17 protein-coding genes are annotated in these 20457 nt (G+C 65.7%); 8 read left to right on the top strand and 9 right to left on the bottom strand.

Annotation, left to right across the window (positions count from 1 at the left end):
* Positions 1 to 140: 140 nt before the first annotated feature.
* From MJ643_RS23095 to gshB, 7 genes are all read right to left on the bottom strand, one after another.
* A complete protein-coding gene (locus MJ643_RS23095) occupies positions 141 to 1412 on the bottom strand; it encodes a dihydroorotase (protein ID WP_169774614.1) in 1272 nt (423 codons plus the stop codon).
* A complete protein-coding gene (locus MJ643_RS23090) occupies positions 1409 to 2413 on the bottom strand; it encodes an aspartate carbamoyltransferase catalytic subunit (RefSeq protein WP_003257774.1) in 1005 nt (334 codons plus the stop codon). Before MJ643_RS23090 ends, MJ643_RS23095 begins: the two co-directional genes overlap by 4 nt.
* 12 nt (positions 2414 to 2425) lie before the next feature.
* A complete protein-coding gene (gene pyrR / locus MJ643_RS23085) occupies positions 2426 to 2944 on the bottom strand; it encodes a bifunctional pyr operon transcriptional regulator/uracil phosphoribosyltransferase PyrR (RefSeq protein ID WP_003257772.1) in 519 nt (172 codons plus the stop codon).
* A 49-nt stretch (positions 2945 to 2993) separates the two neighbouring features.
* Positions 2994 to 3431, bottom strand: a complete 438-nt coding sequence (ruvX, locus tag MJ643_RS23080; RefSeq protein ID WP_013974530.1) for a Holliday junction resolvase RuvX — start codon at positions 3429 to 3431, stop codon at positions 2994 to 2996.
* Positions 3431 to 4000: a YqgE/AlgH family protein gene (locus MJ643_RS23075; protein WP_013974529.1), complete on the bottom strand. Its 570-nt coding sequence runs from the start codon at positions 3998 to 4000 to the stop codon at positions 3431 to 3433. The genes ruvX and MJ643_RS23075 overlap by 1 nt, the downstream gene beginning before the upstream one ends.
* 171 nt (positions 4001 to 4171) lie before the next feature.
* The gene (locus MJ643_RS23070; protein ID WP_013974528.1) at positions 4172 to 5077 is read right to left on the bottom strand and encodes an energy transducer TonB; all 906 of its coding nucleotides are present in this window, start codon (positions 5075 to 5077) and stop codon (positions 4172 to 4174) included.
* 91 nt (positions 5078 to 5168) lie between these two features.
* Positions 5169 to 6122 (bottom strand): glutathione synthase, encoded by a 954-nt coding sequence (gene gshB / locus MJ643_RS23065; protein ID WP_208209549.1) that lies wholly within the window; start codon positions 6120 to 6122, stop codon positions 5169 to 5171.
* Between the two features lie 212 nt (positions 6123 to 6334).
* Between gshB and MJ643_RS23060 the strand changes: the two genes are divergently transcribed.
* The 7 genes from MJ643_RS23060 (at position 6335) to MJ643_RS23030 (ending at position 15994) form a co-directional block, all read left to right on the top strand.
* Positions 6335 to 6736, top strand: a complete 402-nt coding sequence (locus tag MJ643_RS23060; protein WP_003257770.1) for a response regulator — start codon at positions 6335 to 6337, stop codon at positions 6734 to 6736.
* A 47-nt stretch (positions 6737 to 6783) separates the two neighbouring features.
* Positions 6784 to 7149: a twitching motility response regulator PilH gene (gene pilH, locus MJ643_RS23055; RefSeq protein WP_003257768.1), complete on the top strand. Its 366-nt coding sequence runs from the start codon at positions 6784 to 6786 to the stop codon at positions 7147 to 7149.
* Positions 7146 to 7700, top strand: a complete 555-nt coding sequence (locus tag MJ643_RS23050) for a chemotaxis protein CheW (RefSeq protein WP_003257767.1) — start codon at positions 7146 to 7148, stop codon at positions 7698 to 7700. Before pilH ends, MJ643_RS23050 begins: the two co-directional genes overlap by 4 nt.
* Positions 7701 to 7741: 41 nt before the next feature.
* A complete protein-coding gene (locus MJ643_RS23045) occupies positions 7742 to 9766 on the top strand; it encodes a methyl-accepting chemotaxis protein (protein WP_230491512.1) in 2025 nt (674 codons plus the stop codon).
* Between the two features lie 35 nt (positions 9767 to 9801).
* Positions 9802 to 14754 carry an Hpt domain-containing protein gene (locus MJ643_RS23040; RefSeq protein WP_169774613.1) on the top strand — a complete coding sequence of 1651 codons (4953 nt, stop codon included), beginning with the start codon at positions 9802 to 9804 and terminating at the stop codon, positions 14752 to 14754.
* Complete coding sequence (locus MJ643_RS23035) at positions 14747 to 15220, top strand: chemotaxis protein CheW (RefSeq protein WP_015272077.1); 474 nt, start codon at positions 14747 to 14749, stop codon at positions 15218 to 15220. Before MJ643_RS23040 ends, MJ643_RS23035 begins: the two co-directional genes overlap by 8 nt.
* A gap of 156 nt (positions 15221 to 15376) precedes the next feature.
* A complete protein-coding gene (locus MJ643_RS23030; RefSeq protein ID WP_013974522.1) occupies positions 15377 to 15994 on the top strand; it encodes a hemolysin III family protein in 618 nt (205 codons plus the stop codon).
* On the opposite strand, the gene MJ643_RS23025 is transcribed toward MJ643_RS23030, so the two are convergent.
* The gene (locus MJ643_RS23025) at positions 15995 to 16714 is read right to left on the bottom strand and encodes a 16S rRNA (uracil(1498)-N(3))-methyltransferase (RefSeq protein ID WP_169774612.1); all 720 of its coding nucleotides are present in this window, start codon (positions 16712 to 16714) and stop codon (positions 15995 to 15997) included. It lies immediately after the preceding gene.
* Between the two features lie 129 nt (positions 16715 to 16843).
* On the bottom strand, positions 16844 to 18250 hold the full coding sequence (locus MJ643_RS23020) for an adenosylmethionine--8-amino-7-oxononanoate transaminase (protein ID WP_054572175.1): 1407 nt from the start codon (positions 18248 to 18250) through the stop codon (positions 16844 to 16846).
* Between the two features lie 265 nt (positions 18251 to 18515).
* Here MJ643_RS23020 and MJ643_RS23015 point away from each other — a divergent pair, with 265 nt between their 5' ends.
* The gene (locus MJ643_RS23015; protein WP_013974519.1) at positions 18516 to 20381 is read left to right on the top strand and encodes a flavin monoamine oxidase family protein; all 1866 of its coding nucleotides are present in this window, start codon (positions 18516 to 18518) and stop codon (positions 20379 to 20381) included.
* Positions 20382 to 20457 lie beyond the last annotated feature (76 nt).

Below are 20457 nucleotides of genomic sequence, written 5' to 3'. Positions count from 1 at the left end.
ACCGTGGGGGATGAATGGTCGCGCATGACAGGGGGAACCCTGCAAGGGCATTCGCGGGCACGCCCGCTCCCACAGGATTACCACATGCCTTGGAATAGTGGTGATCCTGTGGGAGCGGGCGTGCCCGCGAAGAGCTTCACTCAGGCCTCGTGGCAGACATGCCCATCGACCAAGGTATAACGCACCGCACCCGGCAGGCAGTGGCCGATGAACGGGCAGTTCTCACCGCGGGAGAACCACTGCTCGCCGGCCACGGTCGAGGCTTGCGGGTCGAACAGCACCAGGTCGGCCGCGCCTCCCACTTTCAGCTCGCCGGCCGGCAGGCGCAGGGCCGCCGCCGGGCCGCTGCTCAGGCGGGCTAGCAAGGTTGGCAGGTCGAGCAGGCCGTCCTGCACCAGGGTCATGGCCAGCGGCAACAGCAGTTCGACACTGCTGATGCCCGGCTCGGTGGCGCCGAACGGGGCCAGCTTGGCGTCGCGCTCGTGTGGCTGGTGATGGCTGGAGATCGCCTGGATCACGCCCGACTTCACCGCCGCACGCAGGCCGTCACGGTCGGCGGCGGTGCGCAGCGGTGGCTGCACGTGGTACAGGCTGGAGAACTCACGCAGCGACTCGTCGGTAAGGATCAGTTGGTACAGCGCCACATCGGCGGTCACCGGCAGGCCAAGCTGCTGGGCCTGCTCGATCAGCCGCGCGCCACGGGCGCTGGTGATCTGGGTGAAGTGAGCACGCACGCCGGTCTGTTCCACCAGCAGCAGATTGCGCGCCAGGGCCACGGTCTCGGCGGTTTCCGGAATGCCCGGCAGGCCGAGGAAGCTGGCCATGGCACCTTCGTGAGCCAGGCCGCCTTGGGCCAGGTCGCGGTCCTGGGAATGGAACACCACGGTCAGGTCGAAGGTGGCGGCGTATTCCAGGGCGCGGGCCAGGGTACGGTTGTTGGGGATTTCCTTCAGGCCATTGCCGAAGGCCACGCAGCCGGTGTCGCGCAGTGCCACCAGCTCGGCCAGTTGCTCGCCTTCCAGGCCCTTGGTCAGGGCGCCGATCGGGTAGACCTTGCTGTTGGCGGCCTCGCGGGCGCGGTCAAGGATAAGCTCGGCCACGGCCGAGGTGTCCAGCACCGGCTTGGTCTGCGGCGGGCAGCACAGGCTGGTGACACCGCCGGCGACGGCGGCGCAGGTTTCACTGGCGATGTTGCCTTTGCGGCTGTAGCCCGGCTCGCGCAGGGACACGCCGAGGTCGACCAGGCCGGGTGCGGCGACCAGGCCATCAGCCTGGATCGTACGGCTGGCGCTGAAGCCGGCCGGGGCTGCACCGATGGCGGCAATGCGGCCGCCGTCCAGGTGCAGGTCGGTGACCTGGTCCAGGCCGCTGTTCGGGTCGATGACCCGGGCGCCGAGAATACTGATGGTCACTGGGCGTTCTCCTGGTCGAATTGACGTTGCGCGTTCTGCCCGCTCATGGCCATGGACAGCACGGCCATGCGCACGGCGATGCCGTAGGTGACCTGGTTGAGGATCACCGAGTGCTTGCCGTCGGCCACCGCCGACTCGATTTCCACGCCACGGTTGATCGGGCCCGGGTGCATGACGATGGCGTCGGGCTTGGCGCCGGCCAGGCGCGCGGTGGTCAGGCCGAACAGGCGGTAGAACTCGCCTTCGCTGGGCAGCAGGCCGCCGGCCATGCGCTCACGCTGCAGGCGCAGCATGATCACCACGTCGACGTCCTTCAGGCCTTCGGCGAGGTCCGTGTAGACCTTCACGCCGTACTGCTCGATACCGATCGGGATCAGGGTTTTCGGGCCGATCACGCGGATGTCCGGGCAGCCCAGCGCTTTGAGCGCCAGCATGTCGGAGCGGGCCACGCGCGAGTGCAGGATGTCGCCGACGATGGCCACCGACAGGTTCTCGAAGCTGCCCTTGTGGCGGCGGATGGTGAGCATGTCGAGCATGCCCTGGGTCGGGTGCGCGTGGCGGCCGTCACCGCCGTTGATCACGGCAACTTCCGGGCACACATGCTCGGCGATGAAGTGCGCAGCCCCGGAGTCGGAGTGGCGCACCACGAACATGTCGGCGGCCATGGCTTCGAGGTTGCGCAGGGTATCGAACAGGGTTTCGCCCTTGCTGGTCGAGGAGGTCGACACGTTCAGGCTGATCACGTCGGCCGACAGGCGTTGGGCCGCCAGTTCGAACGTGGTACGGGTACGGGTGGAGTTCTCGAAGAACACGTTGCACACAGTCTTGCCGCGCAGCAACGGGACTTTCTTCACGGCCCGGGCACCGACTTCCAGGAAGGAGTCGGCGGTGTCGAGGATCTCGGTGAGCAGTTCGCGGGGCAAACCGTCGAGCGAGAGGAAGTGGCGCAGCTGGCCCTGATCATTGAGCTGCAGCGGGCGCTTGGCGTCGATTGGCGTCATCGCGGGGGACTCTTAAAGGGCGGAAGCGGAGGCGAGGTCCTGGCGCTCGAGGGCGAGCGGTGCGGGTCCGGTCAATTTTACCCGTTCATGGGGGGGCAGCGACAGGGTGGCGCCGAGTACATTCGGGCGGATTGGCAGTTCGCCGGCATCCAGGTCCAGCAAGCAGACCAGGGTGACGCTGGCCGGGCGGCCATAATCGAACAGTTCGTTGAGCGCGGCGCGTACCGTGCGGCCGCTCATCAGCACGTCATCCACCAGCACCAGGTGCTGGCCCTCGACCTCGAACGGCAGTTCGGACGGGCGCACTTGCGGGTGCAGGCCGTTCTGGCTGAAGTCGTCGCGATAGAACGACACGTCCAGAGTGCCCATGGGGCTGGTGTCGCCCATGGCTTCCTGCAGGGCCTGGGCAACCCAGACGCCGCCGGTGCGGATGCCGATGTAGCGCGGTTCGTTAATTGCCCGGCGCGCCAGGTGGGCACGAAGGTCGACAGCCATCTGCCGAATCAGGTCGGCGGGATTGGGTAGGCTCATTGCGGGCTCCTCGGAAGGGTGCGCCGGGCGGGGCCGGCGGCAAAGATGATCAGGTATTGGCCTCCAGCCAGCCTTGCAGCAACAGGGCGGCGGCGATGGCATCGACCGGGTTGTCGCGGTAGCTGCCGCGCTGGCCGCCACGGGCCATGCGCTCGCCCTTGGCCTCGAAGGTGGTCAGGCGTTCGTCGTGGGTGTGCACGGGCAGGTTGAAGCGGCCGTTCAGGCGGCGGGCGAACTTTTCTGCGCGGGCGCTCATTTCGCTGGGGGTGCCGTCCATGTTCAGCGGCAGGCCGACGACGATGGCGTCGGGCTTCCATTCGGCAATCAGCTTTTCCACTTGGGCCCAGTCCGGCACGCCGTTCTGTGCCTTCAGGGTGCAAAGCTCGCGGGCCTGGCCGGTAACCACCTGGCCGACGGCTACGCCGATCTGTTTGCTGCCGTAGTCGAAGCCCAGCAGCAGACGCAATTCCGGGTGCAGTTCGGCCATCAGGCGTGGCCCGCCTGGCTGGTCAGCAGGTTCAGGTTGATCCCCAGGCTGGCGGCGGCGGCTTCCAGGCGCAGGTCGCTGGTCAGGCCGAAGATGATTTCCGGGTCGAACGGGCAGTTGAGCCAGGCGTTGTCGGCAAGCTCCGCTTCCAGTTGGCCCGCTTCCCAGCCGGCATAGCCCAGGGTGATCAGGCTCTGTTTCGGGCCTACCCCGGCGGCGATGGCAAGCAATATATCCTGCGAGGTGGTCAGCGACAGCCCATCCAGCGCCACGGTGGCCTGGAAACTGCATTCGCTGCTGTGCAGCACGAAGCCACGGTCGGTCTGTACCGGGCCACCTTGGTAGATCGGCACCTGCAAGGTGCTGGCCGGTGGCATTTCGTCCGGGCGCAGCTGCTCGAGGATGTCGGCCAGGTTCAGCTCCTGCGGCCGGTTGACCACCAGGCCCATGGCGCCATGGGCGTTGTGCTCGACGATGTACGTGAGGGTCTGGGCGAAGTTCGGATCGGCCATGTGTGGCATGGCGATCAGGAACTGATGCTTGAGGTAGCTCGGCGTGAGGGTTTTCATGGGGGATAGTGTGGCGCCAGGTGGCGAGGCTGACAAGGTGCGTAACGAGGCTTGCGCGTTCCCTGTGGGAGCGGGTTTACCCGCGAATGCGCCAGATCAGGCAATGATGTCGCTTAGTCGGACGCTTTCGCGGGTAAACCTGCTCCCACAGGGACCGCGTAATGCCGCAGGTCAGTTACTGGACAAACGGTCCCCACGGGCAAAGCGCCAGGTGCGGATGATCTCCAGCCGGTCAAACTCGGCCAGGTCCCCGGTAAACGGCGCAAACGGCGCCGCCAGCCGCACGATGCGCTGCGCCGCCTGGTCAAGCACCGGTTGCCCGGACGACTCCAGCACCAGTACCTCGTACAACGAGCCATCGCGGTTGATCGACACCATCATGCGCAGGTTGCCGTAGATCTGTTGCCGGCGCGCTTCATCGGGGTAGTTCAGGTTGCCCACCCGCTCGACCTTCTTGCGCCACTCTTCCTTGTACCAGGCCCCCTTGTCGCGCATGGTCGAGGCGGCATTGAGCCGGTGGATGCGCGGGCGCTTGGCGTACATCTGCTGCTCGTTGGACAGCTCCGCCTCCAGGCTGGCGATCTGGCTGGACAACTGTGAGCTGTCGAAGTCCGGTGCCGGGGCTGCCGGCTTGGGCTGCGGTTTGCTTTCCCTGGGTTTGGGCTCGACCTTCTGCGGCTTGGGCGCCGTGGTCACTACCGCCGACTTCTGCGGGACAGGGGGCGGTACCACCTCGGGCTTCGCGGCGGGTGGCGGGGTGATCTTGTTGATCTTGCTGTCCTGGAACGGTGCCAGTTCGGTGGTCTTGGGTACCGCTTTCTTGTCCAGGGTGCCGCTGCCCTGCTGGTTGTCCTGGGCCTGGAAATCGGCTTTCTCCGGCGGTTTCTCGCTCTTGAAGGTGGCCAGGGTGATGTCCATGGTGTGGCGGATTTCGGCAGGCTTGACCACGCTGAAGCCGACGCCGAGGATCAGCGCCAGGTGCACCAGGGCAGCCAGGAACAGGGTAAAGCCGAGCCGGTCCACCGGGCGAACACGGGGGGGCAGCAGGTCGGCGGGGATGTCAGCGGGCAGCGTCATCGGGTTTCCAGCAACCGCAGGGCGGGGCAGCAGGCCAGGCTAAAAGGACCCGCATCATACCCCACTCTGGGTTGTTGCCGTGCGTCGGCGGTCAGCGCGCCTTCAGCTGGCGATCAATGGCATCCATCAAATGCCCGCCGATATCGGTGTTGTAGGCGGCATCGATCTCGCGGATGCAGGTGGGGCTGGTGACGTTGATTTCGGTGAGGTAGTCGCCGATCACGTCCAGGCCCACGAACATCAGGCCCTTCTCGCGCAGGGTCGGGCCGACCTGGGCGGCGATCCAGCGGTCGCGGTCGGTCAGCGGGCGTGCTTCGCCACGGCCGCCGGCGGCCAGGTTGCCACGGGTCTCGCCGCTGGCCGGGATACGCGCCAGGCAGTAGTCCACCGGCTCGCCGTCGATCATCAGGATGCGTTTGTCGCCGTCGACGATCTGCGGCAGGTAGGCCTGCGCCATGATCTGCTGGTTGCCGTGCTGGGTCAGGGTTTCCAGGATCACCGACAGGTTCGGGTCGTCCTTGCGGTGGCGGAACACCGAGGCGCCGCCCATGCCGTCCAGCGGCTTGAGGATTACGTCACCACGGCTGTCGGCGAACTCGCGCAGGATGTCGACACGGCGGCTGACCAGGGTAGGCGCCATGCACTGCGGGAACTGGGTGGCGAACAGTTTTTCGTTACAGTCGCGCAGGCTCTGCGGGCGGTTGACCACCAGCACGCCTTCGCGCTCGGCCTGCTCCAGCAGGTAGGTGCTGTAGACGAACTCCATGTCGAAGGGCGGGTCCTTGCGCATCAGGATCACGTCCAGCTCGGCCAGCGCGCTGTCCTGCTCCTCGCCCAGCTCGAACCAGCGGGCCGGGTCGGCGAACACTTTCAGCGGGCGCATCTGCGCACGGGCCTGGCCGGCGCCCAGGTACATATCGCGCTGTTCCATGTAGAACAGGCTCCAGCCGCGTGCCTGGGCGGCCAGCAGCATGGCCAGCGAGCTGTCCTTCTTGTAGGAGATGGACGCGATGGGGTCCATGACAATGCCGAGGCGAACGCTCATGGGGTGGTTCCTCTTGGCGGCACGTGGCCGCGATGGATCGAAAGAAAAGTGGCTCAGGGTGGCGCCGTGAACGCCGCCGGTCAAGGGGCGCCGCAGATGGAACGGCCACCCGGAGTGTGCTAAAAATGCCAGTCATAGCGCTATACAACAGGCCTTTGGGGCTGCGCAGCAGCTCCAGGAATTCGGCATAAGCAGCGACGGTAGCCCAAGTGATGGAACAACCCCTGAAGGTGATGGTGATCGACGACTCGCGCACGATCCGCCGCACCGCACAGATGTTGCTCGGTGAAGCGGGCTGCGAGGTGATCACCGCCAGCGATGGCTTCGATGCGCTGGCCAAGATCGTCGACCACCAGCCCAGCATCATCTTCGTCGATGTGTTGATGCCGCGCCTGGACGGCTACCAGACCTGCGCGGTGATCAAGCACAACAGTGCCTTCAAGGACACCCCGGTCATTCTGCTTTCGTCACGTGACGGCCTGTTCGACAAGGCCCGCGGCCGGGTGGTCGGCTCCGACCAGTTCCTGACCAAACCGTTCAGCAAGGAAGAACTGCTCGACGCGATCCGCGCCCACGTGCCCGGTTTTGCCGCAGCCCAACAACACGCACCCTGACCGCGCCCCGCCATGGCACGGTCTTTCTTTCCTGATGGGGAACCAGCATGGCCCGAGTTCTGATTGTCGACGACTCGCCGACAGAGATGTACCGATTGACCGAATGGCTGGAAAAGCACGGCTACCAGGTGCTCAAGGCCAACAACGGTGCCGATGGCGTGGCCTTGGCACGGCAGGACAAGCCCGACGCGGTGTTGATGGACATCGTGATGCCCGGCATGAACGGCTTCCAGGCAACCCGTCAGCTCAGCAAGGACCCGGAAACCAGCACCATCCCGGTGATCGTGGTCACCACCAAGGACCAGGAAACCGACCGTATCTGGGCCACGCGCCAGGGCGCTCGTGACTTCCTGACCAAGCCGGTGGAAGAGGACGCGCTGATCGCCAAGCTCAAAGAAGTGCTCGGGGCTTGACCACCCGCCCGCAGGGCGCGTCGCTGACCGCCTTCGAGTTGTTGCTGGACATCGACCGGCGCTGCCGCCTGCTGGTCGCCGACCAGCCGCCGCAGGACAACCGCCTGCAACAGTGGAGCGGCATCGGCTTCCGCATAGCCGGGCAATGGTTCGTCGCGCCCATGGGCGAGGTTGCCGAGGTGCTGCGCGAACCGCGCAGCAGCCGCGTCCCCGGCGTGCAGCCGTGGGTGTGCGGGGTAGCCAACCTGCGAGGGCGGCTGTTACCGGTGATGGACCTGAGCAGTTTCTTCGGCCTGGGCCACGCCGCCCCGGGCAAGCAGCGGCGGGTGCTGGTGCTGGACCACGAGGACCTGTTCGTCGGCCTGCTGGTGGACGAGGTGCTGGGCCTGCAGCACTTTGCCCTCGACAGCCTGCAACTGTCGCCGCCACAGCCCCTGATCCGCGCCGCTGCACCTTTCGTGCAGGGGCATTTCCCGCGTGAACGCAACTGGGCGATCTTCAGCCCCTTCGCCCTGGCCCAGGCGCCGGGCTTTCTCGATGTGGCGTTATAGGACCTGCGAACGTGAACAAGCCTGCCACCCCCGTCACCACCGTGACCCCACGTACCCGCAGCATCGCGCAGATCACCGTGCTGTTCCTGATCCTGATCCTGTCGATCATTCTGCTGTTCGCCAACTTTGCCTACCTGAACACCCAGTCCAACTACGACAAGCAGTACATCGGCCACGCCGGCGAACTGCGGGTGCTGTCGCAGCGCATCGCCAAGAACGCCACCGAAGCCGCCACCGGCAAGGCCCTGGCCTTCAAGCTGCTGTCGGACGCGCGCAACGATTTCGAACGGCGCTGGGGCTACTTGCGTGAAGGTGACAAGTCCACCGGCCTGCCACCTGCGCCGCCCATGGTGCGTGACGAGATGGAAGCGGTACGCCGCGACTGGGAAAACCTGCGCAAGAACACCGACACCATCCTGGCCAGCGAGCAGACCGTGCTGTCGCTGCACCAGGTGGCGGCGACCCTGGCCGAGACCGTGCCGCAGTTGCAGGTGGAATACGAGAAAGTGGTCGAAATCCTGCTGCAGAGTGGCGCCCCGGCCAGCCAGGTGGCGGTGGCCCAGCGCCAGTTGCTGCTGGCCGAACGCATTCTCGGCTCGGTCAACACCGTGCTGGCCGGTGACGATGCCGCGGCCCAGGCGGCGGATGCCTTCGGCCGCGATGCCGGGCGCTTCGGCCAGGTGCTCGAGGGCATGCTCAGTGGCAACGCGGCGATCCAGGTGACCCGTGTCGAGGACGCCGATGCCCGTGCGCGCCTGGCTGAAATTGCCGAGCTGTTCCAGTTCGTTGCCGGCTCGGTGGATGAAATCCTCGAAACCTCGCCGGAACTGTTCCGCGTGCGCGAGGCTGCGGGCAACATCTTCAGCCTGTCGCAAACCCTGCTCGACGAGGCCTCGCACCTGGCCAACGGTTTCGAGAACCTGGCTGGCGGGCGCACGCTCGACACCGTCGGCGGCTATGTCCTGGGCCTTCTGGCGCTGGCTTCGATCATCCTCATCGGCCTGGTCATGGTACGCACCACCAACCGCCAGCTGCGTGAGACGGCGGAAAAGAACGAACGCAACCAGCAGGCGATCATGCGCCTGCTCGACGAAATCGAAGAGCTGGCTGACGGCGACCTGACCGTGACCGTATCGGTGACCGAAGACTTCACCGGCGCCATTGCCGACTCGATCAACTATTCCGTGGACCAATTGCGCGACCTGGTCGCCACCATCAACCACAGTGCCGTGCAGGTCGCTGCCGCCGTGCAGGACACACAGAACACCGCACGCCAGCTGGCCAAGGCCTCGGAGCACCAGGCCGAGCAGATCAGCGAGGCTTCCGAGGCGGTTGGCGACATGGTCGAATCGATCGACCGGGTTTCGGCGCATGCCTACGAGTCGGCCAAGGTGGCCGAGCGCTCGGTGGCGATCGCCAACAAGGGCAACGAGGTGGTGCACAACACCATCAACGGCATGGACAACATTCGCGAACAGATCCAGGACACCGCCAAACGGATCAAGCGCCTCGGTGAATCTTCCCAGGAAATCGGCGACATCGTCAGCCTGATCGACGACATTGCCGACCAGACCAACATCCTCGCCCTCAACGCGGCGATTCAGGCCTCGCTGGCCGGCGAGGCCGGCCGTGGGTTCGCCGTGGTCGCCGACGAAGTGCAGCGCCTGGCCGAACGCTCGTCCTCGGCCACCCGGCAGATCGAAGCGCTGGTGCGCACCATCCAGGCCGACACCAACGAGGCGGTGATATCCATGGAGCAGACCACCGCCGAGGTGGTGCGAGGTGCCCGCCTGGCCCAGGATGCCGGGGTGGCGCTGGCCGAGATCGAAGGCGTATCGCAGAACCTCGCCGACCTTATCCACAGCATCTCCGATGCCGCCCAGCTGCAGACTTCGTCTGCCGGGCAGATCTCCCACACCATGGCGGTCATCCAGCAGATTACCGCGCAGACCTCCGCCGGCTCCGGCGCCACTGCCGACAGCATCCGCCACCTGGCACGCATGGCCAGCGAGATGCGCCGTTCGGTGTCCGGGTTCACCCTGCCACCACCAGCAGAGCCCAAGTGAATAGCCCTACTGAAGAGCAGCGCCGAGGAGTGCCCATGGCTGTAGCAGCTGTAAGCCCCGAGCGCCACGACACCGTGGCGCTGGCCTGGACCAAAGCCGCCATCCTCGACTGCCTGGGCCAGGCGCGCCAGGCGCTGGAGCGCTTTGCCGGCGAGCCTGGCGACCTGTCGATGATGGCGTTCGTGGTCGACAACCTCCACCAGGTGCACGGCTGCCTGCGCATGCTCGAACTGCGCGGTGCCACGCGCCTGGCTGAAGAACTGGAGCTGTTCGCCAAGGCCCTGGCCGATGGTCAGGTCAGCCCCCGCGGTGATTGCCTGGGCGCGTTGTTCCGCGGCCTGGAGCAATTGCCATCGTATCTGGAGCGCCTGCGCGGCGCCCGCCACGACCTGCCACTGGTGATGCTGCCGCTGCTCAACCAACTGCGTGCCTGCCGTGGCGAGGAGCCGTTGGCCCAGGCCAGCCTGATCAGCGGCGCCACCCAACGCTTTGCCGGTGCCGACGACCTGGCCAACCTCGACCTGTCGCTGGGCAACTGGCGCGAGCAGCTGCAGGCAGGGCCTGGCCGCGATGCCCTGCGCTCGGTGGTGACCGCGCTGTGCGACGACCTGATGCGCATCAAGGAGCGCCTGGACCAGTTCGTGCGTGGCGATCGCCAGCACAGCGAGCAGCTCGATGCCCTGCTGGCACCGCTGCGCCACGTGGCCGACACCCTGGCGGTGCTTGGCTTCCAGCAGCCACGCCGGGTGATCATCGACCAGGTGCTGGCGCTGCAGGCCCTGGCCCAGGGCGAGCGGGCCGTGGACGACGCGGTGTTGATGGATGTAGCGGGGGCCCTGCTGTACGTGGAGGCCACGCTCAATGGCATGGTCGGCCCGCTGGAGGAAAACGGCCAGGGCGGCCTGCCGGGCTCGGACCTGGCCGAAATCCGCCAGCTGGTGTTGAACGAGTCGCTGAATGTGCTGCAGCAGGCCAAGGACCTGATCGGCGATTGCCTGGAATCCGGCTGGCCTCGGCAACGCCTACAACCTTTGCCAGGGCTGTTGCAGCAGATTCGTGGTGCACTGGCGATGTTGATGCTGCCGACCGTGGCCGAGCTGTTTGCCGGTTGCGCCAGCTATGTGCAGCGGTGGCTGCAGCACCTGGAGGTGGAGCCGCCAGCCGATGAGCTGACGCACTTGGCCGAGGCCCTGAGCGCCGCCGAATGCTACCTGCAATGGCGGGTGGCGGACCCATTGGCGGATGGCCAGCCCTTCATCGACATGGCGCGCGCCAGCCTGGCGACACTGGGTGTGCACTGCGCGATGGTCGAGGCCACCGCAGGCCAGGATGGCAGCGCTGATGGCATCGATGACGAGCTGCGTGAAGTGTTTCTCGACGAGGCCGGTGAACTGTTGCCGGAAATCGAGCGCCACTGGTTGCGCTGGCGTGCCGACAACCAGCAGCGCGAGGCACTGGGAGAAGTACGCCGCGCCTTGCATACGCTCAAGGGCAGCGGCCGCATGGTGCATGCCGAGGCGGTGGCCGAGCTGGCCTGGGGCGCAGAACACCTGCTGAACCGGGTACTCGAGGGCCGCAGCGTGCTCAGCCCGGAAGGCGTGGTGGCCCTGCAGCAGGTATTCGTCTACCTGCCCGACCTGCTGGCCGACTTTGCCGCAGGCCAGTTACCGCAACTGACGGAAATCGAGCAACTGGCCGGGCACCTGCATGCCCTGGCCGAAAACGATGCCCCGGTGGCGGCCGACATCGACGGCCTCGATCCGCAACTGCTCGACATTTTCCGCAGCGAGGCGCAGGGCCACCTGGCCAGCCTGGATGCTTTCCTGCAGGGCGCCGACGGCCACGATACGCAGGTCAGCGATGGCCTGCAGCGCGCCCTGCATACGCTCAAGGGCAGTGCCGCCATGGCCGGGGTGATGCCGGTCGCCGAACTGGCCACCGCCTTCGACCGCCTGGCTCGTGAATACAAGGGCCACCAACTGCCCCTGCAAATGGCCGAGATCGAATGGCTGGAAGCTGCGCGCTCGCTGTTCCACCTGGGCCTGGCGCAACTCGACAGCACGCCGCTGGCGGCCATCCCCGGTGCCGCGGAGCTGATCGAGCAGGTTGGCCAGGCGGTGGACGCGCACCTGGCCAGCTTGCATGACGACCCGCAGCATGGGCGGCGCAGCAAGCGCGACCCGCAGTTGATCGCCAGTTTCCTGGCCCAGGCCATGGATATCCTGCTGGATGCCGAGTCGTTGCTGTCGCGCTGGCAGGAACAGCCCGGCCAGCGCGATGCGCTGGACACCCTGCTCGACGAACTGACTACCCTGGGCCACGCCGCGCACCTGGCCGACCTGTGGCAGATGGATGACGTGTGCGAGGCCTTGCTCGACTTGTACGGCGCCGTGGAGGAGGGCAGCCTGCCCGCCGATGCACGGTTCTTCGCCCACGTGCAGCGGGCCCATGAAGCCCTGCTGGACATGCTCGACGAAGTGGCGGCCGGGCAGGACATCCCGCCAAGGCCAGAGCTGGTCGACAGCCTGCGCCACCTGCTGGGCCAGGCCCTGGCACCGGAGGCCACTGGCCTGGTGGGCATCGACACGGTCACGCCGTTGCATCCGGACATGGACCTGGCCGATACCCTTGGCCTGGGGCCTGCGCACAACCCTTTGCTGCCGGCTGTGGCCGAGCCGCTGATCGAAGAGCCGGAAAGCCCTGGCGAAGAGCTGCTGGAAGTGTTCCTCGAAGAAAGCTCGGACATCGTCGAGAGTGCCGCCGCAGCCCTGGCGCGCTGGCAGGCCGACCCGCGCAGCAGTGTCGAGGTGGACAACCTGATGCGCGACCTGCACACCCTGAAGGGCGTGGCGCGCATGGTCGAAATCGCGCCAATCGGCGACCTGGCCCACGAGCTGGAGTTTCTCTACGAACTGCTGGCCGCAGGCCGTATGCCACCGAGCGCGCCACTGTTCGCCTTGCTGCAGAACTGCCATGACCGCCTGGCGCATATGCTCGATGCCGTGCGCCTGGGGCAACCGCTGCATGCTGCCACCGCGCTGATCGACTACATCCGCAACTTCAGCTTCTCGGCCCTGGCCGACAGCGCTGCCGGCCAAGGGCCGGTCGAGGCCGCGACCAGTGAGGCGCCGGCGGTGGCTCCGGAGCGGGCACCAGGCGACATGGTCAAGGTCGATGCCGAGCTGCTCGACGACCTGGGCAACCTGGCCGGTGAGCACTCGATCATCCGTGGGCGCATCGAGCAGCAGGTGAACGATGCGCAATTCACCCTCAACGAGATGGAAACCACCCTCGAGCGCATGCGCGACCAGTTGCTGCGCCTGGATATCGAGACCCAAGGGCGGATGTCCAGCCGGCAGCAGTTCGAAGGCGATGCCTATGACGACTTCGACCCGCTGGAAATGGACCGCCACTCGCAACTGCAGCAACTGTCGCGGGCCTTGTTCGAGTCCGCCTCGGACTTGCTTGACCTCAAGGAAACCCTGGCACAGCGCGCCCAAGAAGCCCACAGCCTGCTGCAGCAGCAAGCGCGGGTGAACAGCCAGTTGCAGGAAGGCCTGACCGCGACCCTGATGGTGCCCTTCGAGCGCCTGGTGCCACGCTTGCAGCGTGTGGTACGACAGGTGGCCAGTGAACTGGGCAAACAGGTGGAACTGGTGGTCGGCAATGCCGAGGGCGAACTGGACCGCAGCGTGCTCGAACGTATGGTGGCGCCGCTGGAGCACATGCTGCGCAACGCCGTCGACCATGGCCTGGAAAGCCGCGAAATGCGCCTGGCCGCCGGCAAGCCGGAGCAGGGCACCATTCACCTGAATCTGCTGCACGAAGGCGCGGACATCGTTATCGAAATGACCGACGACGGTGCCGGCGTGCCACTGGAAGCGGTACGCCGCAAGGCCATCAAGCGCGGCCTGCTGGACCCGCAGGCGCAATTGAGCGATCACGAGATCCTTCAGTTCATTCTGCGCCCGGGCTTTTCCACTGCCGAGAAGATCACCCAGATTTCCGGGCGTGGCCTGGGCATGGACGTGGTGCACGAGGAGGTCAAGCAGCTGGGCGGCTCGATGAGTATCGAGTCGGCCCAGGGCAAGGGCGCGCGCTTCCTGATCCGCCTGCCGTTCACCGTGTCGGTCAACCGCGCGCTGATGGTGCACCTGGGTGAAGAGCAGTACGCCATTCCGTTGAACACCATCGAGGGCATCGTCCGCGTGCCGCCGGCAGAACTGGCGGCGTGCTACCAGCTGGACGCCCCACGCTATGTGTACGCCGGCCACGAATACGAGCTGCGCTACCTGGGTGAGCTGCTGCAGGGCATGCCACGCCCGGCATTGCTCGGGCAGAGCGTGCCTCTGCCAGTGCTGCTGGTGCATTCCCAGGAGCAATCGTTCGCCATCCAGGCCGATAGCCTGTCGCCCAGCCGCGAGATCGTGGTGAAGAGCCTGGGGCCGCAGTTTGCCGCAGTTGCCGGGTTGTCGGGGGCAACGCTGTTGGGCGATGGTCGGGTGGTACTGATTCTCGACCTGCTGGGCCAGTTGCGTGGCCAGCAGCGGCGCCTGGCGCGCCTGCCGGGTGGCGGTGCGGCTCGGCGCCAGGTTTTCGGCCCGGCGCCACGGCGGGCGTTGCTAGTAATGGTGGTGGACGATTCGGTGACTGTGCGCAAGGTCACCAGCCGCCTGTTGGAACGCCACGGCATGAGTGTGCTGACGGCCAAGGACGGGGTCGATGCAATGGCCCTGCTGGAAGAACACCGCCCCGATGTGTTGCTGCTGGACATCGAGATGCCGCGCATGGACGGCTTCGAGGTGGCCACACGTATCCGCCGTGACGAGCGTCTGAAAGACTTGCCGATCATAATGATTACTTCGCGCACCGGGCAGAAGCACCGCGACCGCGCCATGGCCATCGGTGTCAACGAATACCTGGGCAAGCCGTATCAGGAGTCGGTCCTGTTGCAGAGCATTGCCCACTGGAGCCAGACCCATGCTTGAACTGATCGCCGGCCAACGCAGCAGCCTGACCGGGCTTTTGCTGCCGTTGGGTGACCGTACCCTGGTGTTGCCCAACGTGGCGGTGGCCGAGTTGAGTGGCCAGCGCAACGTGGTGTGCCAACGCGGCGAGCCGGCCTGGCACCTGGGCTGGATCGACTGGCGCCAGCAGCGCCTGCCGCTGATCGGCTTCGAAGCCGCGTGCGGTGGCGAGACACCCTGCGGCGAGCGGGCACGCGTGGTGGTGCTCAATGCCTTGGGTGATACCGGCCTGCGCTACCTGGCGTTGTTGCTGCAGGACATACCGCGCTCCTGCAAGCTCGACAGCCAGCTGAACTACGTGGACGTGGCGCTGGGTCGCCTGGAACTGGCGGCGGTGCAGGTGGGCGAACAGGTAGCGCGGGTACCGGACCTGGTCGGGCTGGAACGGCTGGTGCGTGACGCGGAACTGCAACCTGAGATTGGTTAGGATGTAAGGCACAGGGCCCTTTCGCGGGCACGCCCGCTCCCACAGGAAAATCATACACTTCAAGGCAAGTGGATACCTGTGGGAGCGGGCGTGCCCGCGAAGAGGCCATCAGCATCACAACAGGAACCCAGCCCACCTCAGGAGGTCTGTGTTTGCATGTACTACGGTGAACGCTTCAACGCCTGGACCCACCTGGTCGGTGCCGTCCTGGCCTGTATCGGTGCCATCTGGCTGATCGTGGTCGCGGGCCTGCAGGGCGACCCGTGGAAGATCGTCAGTTTCTCCATCTACGGCAGCACCTTGCTGTTGCTGTACAGCATTTCTACCCTGTACCACAGCACTCGCGGGCGGGCGAAGGTGATCATGCGCAAGCTCGATCACCTGTCGATCTATCTGCTGATCGCGGGCAGCTACACGCCGTTCTGCCTGGTCAGCCTGCGCGGGCCCTGGGGCTGGAGCCTGTTCGGGGTTGTCTGGGGGCTGGCGGTGATCGGCATGTTGCAGGAGATCAAGCCACGTTCCGAAGCGCGCATCCTGTCGATCATCATCTATGCGGTGATGGGCTGGATCGTGCTGGTGGCTGTCAAGCCATTGCTGCACTCGCTCGGCAGCGCCGGCTTTGCCTGGCTGGCTGCCGGCGGGGTGTTCTACACCGTCGGCATCATCTTCTTCGCCTTCGACAGCCGCTTCCGCCACTGGCATGGCATCTGGCACCTTTTCGTGATCGCCGGCAGCCTCATGCATTTCGTGGCGGTGTCGTTCTACGTGCGTTAGTTAAAAGTCACCCCACAGTTGCTGTGCCACCGACAGTGCCACCACCGGTGCGGTTTCGGTGCGCAGCACGCGTGGGCCGAGGCGTGCGGCGTGGAAACCGGCAGCCTTGGCCTGCTCGACCTCCGCTTCGCTCAGGCCGCCTTCGGGGCCGATCAGAAAGGCCAGGGTGGCCGGCTTGGCATGGCTGGTGAGCGGTTCGGCCACCGGGTGCAGGACCAGTTTCAGGTCGGCGTTGGCACTGTTCAGCCACTCGGCCAGGGTCACTGGCGGGTGGATGACCGGCAAGGTCGAGCGGCCGCATTGTTCGCAGGCGCTGATTGCCACCTGTCGCCAGTGGGCCAGGCGCTTGTCGGCGCGTTCGTCCTTCAGCCGCACTTCGCAGCGTTCGCTGACGATCGGGGTGATTTCGTTGGCGCCCAGCTCGGTGGCTTTCTGGATCGCCCAGTCCATGCGCTCGCCACGGGACAAGCCTTGGCCGAGGTGTACGTGCAGTGGTGAATCGGCCTGGCCGGCGAGGGCCTGGTCGAGGCTGACGCGCACGGTTTTCTTGCCCACTTCGAGCAACTGGCCGCGGTATTCCTGGCCACTGCCGTCGAACAGCTGCACGGCGTCGCCGGGGGCCATGCGTAGTACGCGGCCGATGTAGTGGGCCTGGGCTTCGGGCAATTCATGCTCGCCAAGGCTCAGGGGGGCGTCGATGAAAAAGCGGGACAGTCTCATGGTTGAGCTCAAGCTAAAGGGAGAAGGTGGTCCCTGTGGGAGCGGGTTCACCCGCGAATGCGGCGGTGACTCCACTATTGCATTCGCGGGTGAACCCGCTCCCACAGAGTACGCGGCGGGCTTCCGGGCTTAGCCCGGGTCGCGGAAGTCGGGGTGGAAGTTGGCCGGTACGGCCACGCTGACGCTATCGCGGGTGGCAATGTCGATGCCTTCGCTGGCCACTTCTGCCAGGAAGTCGATCTGATCTGGCGTAATCACATACGGCGGCAGGAAGTACACCACGCTGCCCAGCGGGCGCAGCAGGGCGCCACGCGTCAGGGCATGCTCGAACACTTTCAGGCCACGACGCTCTTGCCACGGGTAGGCGACCTTGCCGGCCTTGTCCTGGACCATCTCGATGGCCAGTGCCATGCCGGTCTGGCGAATTTCGGCCACATGCGCGTGGTCGACCAGGTGCGCGGTGGCGCTGGCCATGCGTGTGGCCAGGGCCTTGTTGGCCTCGATCACGTTGTCCTGCTCGAAAATATCCAGGGTCGCCAGCGCCGCGGCGCAGGCCAGCGGGTTGCCGGTGTAGCTGTGCGAGTGGAGGAACGCGCGCAGGGTCGGGTAGTCGTCGTAGAACGCCTGGTACACCTTGTCGGTGGTCAGGCAGGCGGCCAGTGGCAGGTAACCGCCGGTCAGGGCCTTGGACAGGCACAGGAAGTCCGGGCGAATACCGGCCTGTTCACAGGCGAACATGGTGCCGGTGCGGCCGAAGCCCACGGCGATTTCGTCGTGGATCAGGTGCACGTCGTAGCGGTCGCAGGCCTCGCGCAGCAGCTTGAGGTACACCGGGTGGTACATGCGCATACCGCCGGCACCCTGGATCAGCGGTTCGACGATCACCGCGCTGATCGAGGCGTGGTGCTCGGCCAGGGTCTGTTCCATGGCCTGGAACATGGTGCGCGAGTGCTCTTCCCAGCTCGTGCCTTCGGGGCGCAGGTAGCAGTCGGGGCTGGGCACCTTGAGGGTGTCGAGCAGCAGCGCCTTGTAGGTTTCGGTGAACAGCGGCACATCGCCGACCGACATGGCGGCGATAGTTTCGCCGTGGTAGCTGTTGGTCAGGGTGACGAAGCGCTTCTTGCCCGGCTTGCCGACGTTCTGCCAGTAGTGGAAGCTCATCTTCAGCGCCACTTCGATACACGACGAACCGTTGTCGGCATAGAACACCCGGTCGAGGCCGGCCGGGGTCATGGCTACAAGGCGCTCGGACAGCTCGATCACCGGCTGGTGGCTGAAACCGGCCAGGATCACGTGCTCCAGTTGGTCGACCTGGTCCTTGATGCGCTGGTTGATACGCGGGTTGGCGTGGCCAAACACGTTGACCCACCAGCTGCTCACCGCATCCAGGTAGCGCTTGCCTTCGAAGTCTTCCAGCCACACGCCTTCGCCGCGCCTGATCGGGATCAGCGGCAGCTGCTCGTGGTCTTTCATCTGGGTGCAGGGGTGCCACAGGACCTTGAGGTCGCGTTGCATCCACTGATCATTGAGGCCCATGGGCACTTCTCCTGGCTTTGCGGCTTGGTTCGACCGCGTAAGCCTAAGCAATGCCGCAGGGCAGGACAACCGCCGCTGTTCATCGGGTTGCCAGCTACGCTTGCTACCGCGTGGAAACGCTGCAGGCAAAAATGTCAGTGGCGAAAAGGACTTGATGTCACTGCGCTGGCAGGGTCGGTAGACCTGACGTATTCTTAACGCATCTCTCCCGGGGCATTTCTGCCTCTCCACGTTTCTGTAACCCCCTGACTCGGAGTTCGCCGACATGGCTGCTGCTTGGGTGCGCCTGTGCGCGTTGGTATTGATTGGTGTGTCCAGCGGCGCCGCGCTGGCAAAGGACAAGACACCTTCGGCGATCGTCGTGGGTGGCGGCCTGGCGGGCCTGACGGCCGCCTACGAGCTGCAGAACAAAGGCTGGCAGGTGACGCTGCTGGAAGCCAAGCCGGGCATGGGCGGGCGCTCTGGCCTTGCTACCAGTGAGTGGATCGGCAACGCCAAGGCGCAGCCGGTGCTCAACCAGTACCTCGACCGTTTCAAACTTGAAACACTGCCGGCACCAGAGTTCGTGCGTACCCCCGGTTACCTGATTGACGGCGAGTATTTCAGTGCCACCGACCTGGCTACCAAGCAGCCGGCCACCGCCGAGGCGCTCAAGCGTTACGAGAAAACCCTCGATGATTTGGCCCGTTCGATCGAAGACCCGCTGAACCCGCAAGCCAACAGCACGCTGTTCGCCCTCGACCAGATCAACGTCTCCACCTGGCTGGACAAGCTGCAGCTGCCGACCACCGCCCGCCAGCTGGTCAACCAGCAGATCCGTACCCGCTACGATGAGCCATCGCGCCTGTCGCTGCTGTATTTTGCCCAGCAGAACCGCGTGTATCGCGGCGTCAGCGACCGTGACCTGCGTGCCGCGCGCCTGCCCGGTGGCAGCCCGGTACTGGCCCAAGCGTTCGTCAAGCAACTGAAGACCATCAAGACCAGTTCACCCGTGACCTCCATCGTCCAGGACAAGGACGGTGTCACGGTCAAGGTCGGCAGCGTCGGTTACCAGGCGGATTACCTGGTCATGGCCGTGCCCCTGCGCGCCCTGGCCAAGATCCAGATGACCCCGGGCCTGGACAGCCAGCACCTGGCGGCGTTGAAGGGTACCAACTATGGCTGGCGCGACCAGCTGATGCTCAAGTTCAAGAAGCCGGTGTGGGAAAGCCGGGCGCGCATGTCGGGCGAAATCTTCAGTAACGCAGGCTTGGGCATGCTGTGGATCGAACCCGCGCTCAAGGGTGGCGCCAACGTGGTGATCAACCTGTCGGGCGACAACGCCCGCCTGCTGCAGGCGTTCGGCGACAAGCAGATGGTCGATCAGGTGCTGATCCGCCTGCATGCGTTCTACCCACAGGCCCGTGGCTCGTTCACCGGTTACGAGGTCAAGCGCTACAGCACCGACGCTGGTACCGGCGGCGCCTACCTGGCCTATGGTCCGGGCCAGATCAGCAAGTACTGGCGCCTGTGGGAGCGCCCGGTGCAGCGCATCACCTTTGCCGGTGAGCATACCGACGCCCTCTACCCAGGCACCCTGGAAGGCGCCCTGCGCAGTGGCCAGCGCGCGGCCAGCCAGGTGCAGGACCTGCTGGCCGGCAAGTCGTTCGACCCGGCCAAGGCGGCACCAGTGGCGGCGGCGGCAGCTGCAGGCGCCGTGGCGGCCAAGGAGAGCAAGGGCGGATTCTTCTCCAACATGTTCGGTGGTTCTTCCGACAAGGGCGACAAGGCTGACAAGGCCCCGGTCAAGGCCGAGCCGAAGCCGGTCGATGAGGCCAAGCAGGATAAGCCGGGCTTCTTCAAGCGCCTGTTTGGCGGGGCGGACAAGCCTGAGGTGAAGGCCGAGCCGATTGCCAAGGCCGAGGAAGTGGCACCTGCCCCAGCCCCAGCCCCGCAAGCAGCGCCGGCCCCGGTTGCGCCAGCGCTTGTGGTCAAGGAAGCAGCGACCAAGCCTGCTGCGACCAAGGCTGCATCTGGCAAGCATGCACCGGCGCACAAACCGACCCACAAGCCTGCCGAGACCAAGAAAGCGACTGCCAAGTCCGAACCGGCCAAGAAAGCTGTAGCCAATACCCAAGCCAAGGCCGGTTGATTTATTGACAGTGCTGGCCCTTTCGCGGGTAAACCCGCTTGTATGGTTAGACTTGAAGGGGTGGTGGGACTAAATG

The sequence above is a fragment of the Pseudomonas sp. PNPG3 genome, from assembly GCF_023093815.1.
GTDB classification, from domain to species: domain Bacteria; phylum Pseudomonadota; class Gammaproteobacteria; order Pseudomonadales; family Pseudomonadaceae; genus Aquipseudomonas; species Aquipseudomonas asiatica.
Note: the sequence above shows the minus strand (reverse complement) of the source record. Positions and strands in the feature narration are given on the sequence as shown.

Excerpts from the sequence above, each read along its gene's own strand:
- gshB (WP_208209549.1), bottom strand. The coding sequence starts at position 6,122 with ATGAGCGTTCGCCTCGGCATTGTCATGGACCCCATCGCGTCCATCTCC.
- ruvX (WP_013974530.1), bottom strand. The coding sequence starts at position 3,431 with ATGGCCGAACTGCACCCGGAATTGCGTCTGCTGCTGGGCTTCGACTAC.
- pyrR (WP_003257772.1), bottom strand. The coding sequence starts at position 2,944 with ATGAGCCTACCCAATCCCGCCGACCTGATTCGGCAGATGGCTGTCGAC.
- MJ643_RS23020 (WP_054572175.1), bottom strand. The coding sequence starts at position 18,250 with ATGGGCCTCAATGATCAGTGGATGCAACGCGACCTCAAGGTCCTGTGG.
- MJ643_RS23070 (WP_013974528.1), bottom strand. The coding sequence starts at position 5,077 with ATGACGCTGCCCGCTGACATCCCCGCCGACCTGCTGCCCCCCCGTGTT.
- MJ643_RS23060 (WP_003257770.1), top strand. The coding sequence starts at position 6,335 with ATGGAACAACCCCTGAAGGTGATGGTGATCGACGACTCGCGCACGATC.
- MJ643_RS23075 (WP_013974529.1), bottom strand. The coding sequence starts at position 4,000 with ATGAAAACCCTCACGCCGAGCTACCTCAAGCATCAGTTCCTGATCGCC.
- MJ643_RS23035 (WP_015272077.1), top strand. The coding sequence starts at position 14,747 with ATGCTTGAACTGATCGCCGGCCAACGCAGCAGCCTGACCGGGCTTTTG.
- MJ643_RS23030 (WP_013974522.1), top strand. The coding sequence starts at position 15,377 with ATGTACTACGGTGAACGCTTCAACGCCTGGACCCACCTGGTCGGTGCC.
- MJ643_RS23025 (WP_169774612.1), bottom strand. The coding sequence starts at position 16,714 with ATGAGACTGTCCCGCTTTTTCATCGACGCCCCCCTGAGCCTTGGCGAG.
- MJ643_RS23040 (WP_169774613.1), top strand. The coding sequence starts at position 9,802 with ATGGCTGTAGCAGCTGTAAGCCCCGAGCGCCACGACACCGTGGCGCTG.
- pilH (WP_003257768.1), top strand. The coding sequence starts at position 6,784 with ATGGCCCGAGTTCTGATTGTCGACGACTCGCCGACAGAGATGTACCGA.
- MJ643_RS23090 (WP_003257774.1), bottom strand. The coding sequence starts at position 2,413 with ATGACGCCAATCGACGCCAAGCGCCCGCTGCAGCTCAATGATCAGGGC.
- MJ643_RS23015 (WP_013974519.1), top strand. The coding sequence starts at position 18,516 with ATGGCTGCTGCTTGGGTGCGCCTGTGCGCGTTGGTATTGATTGGTGTG.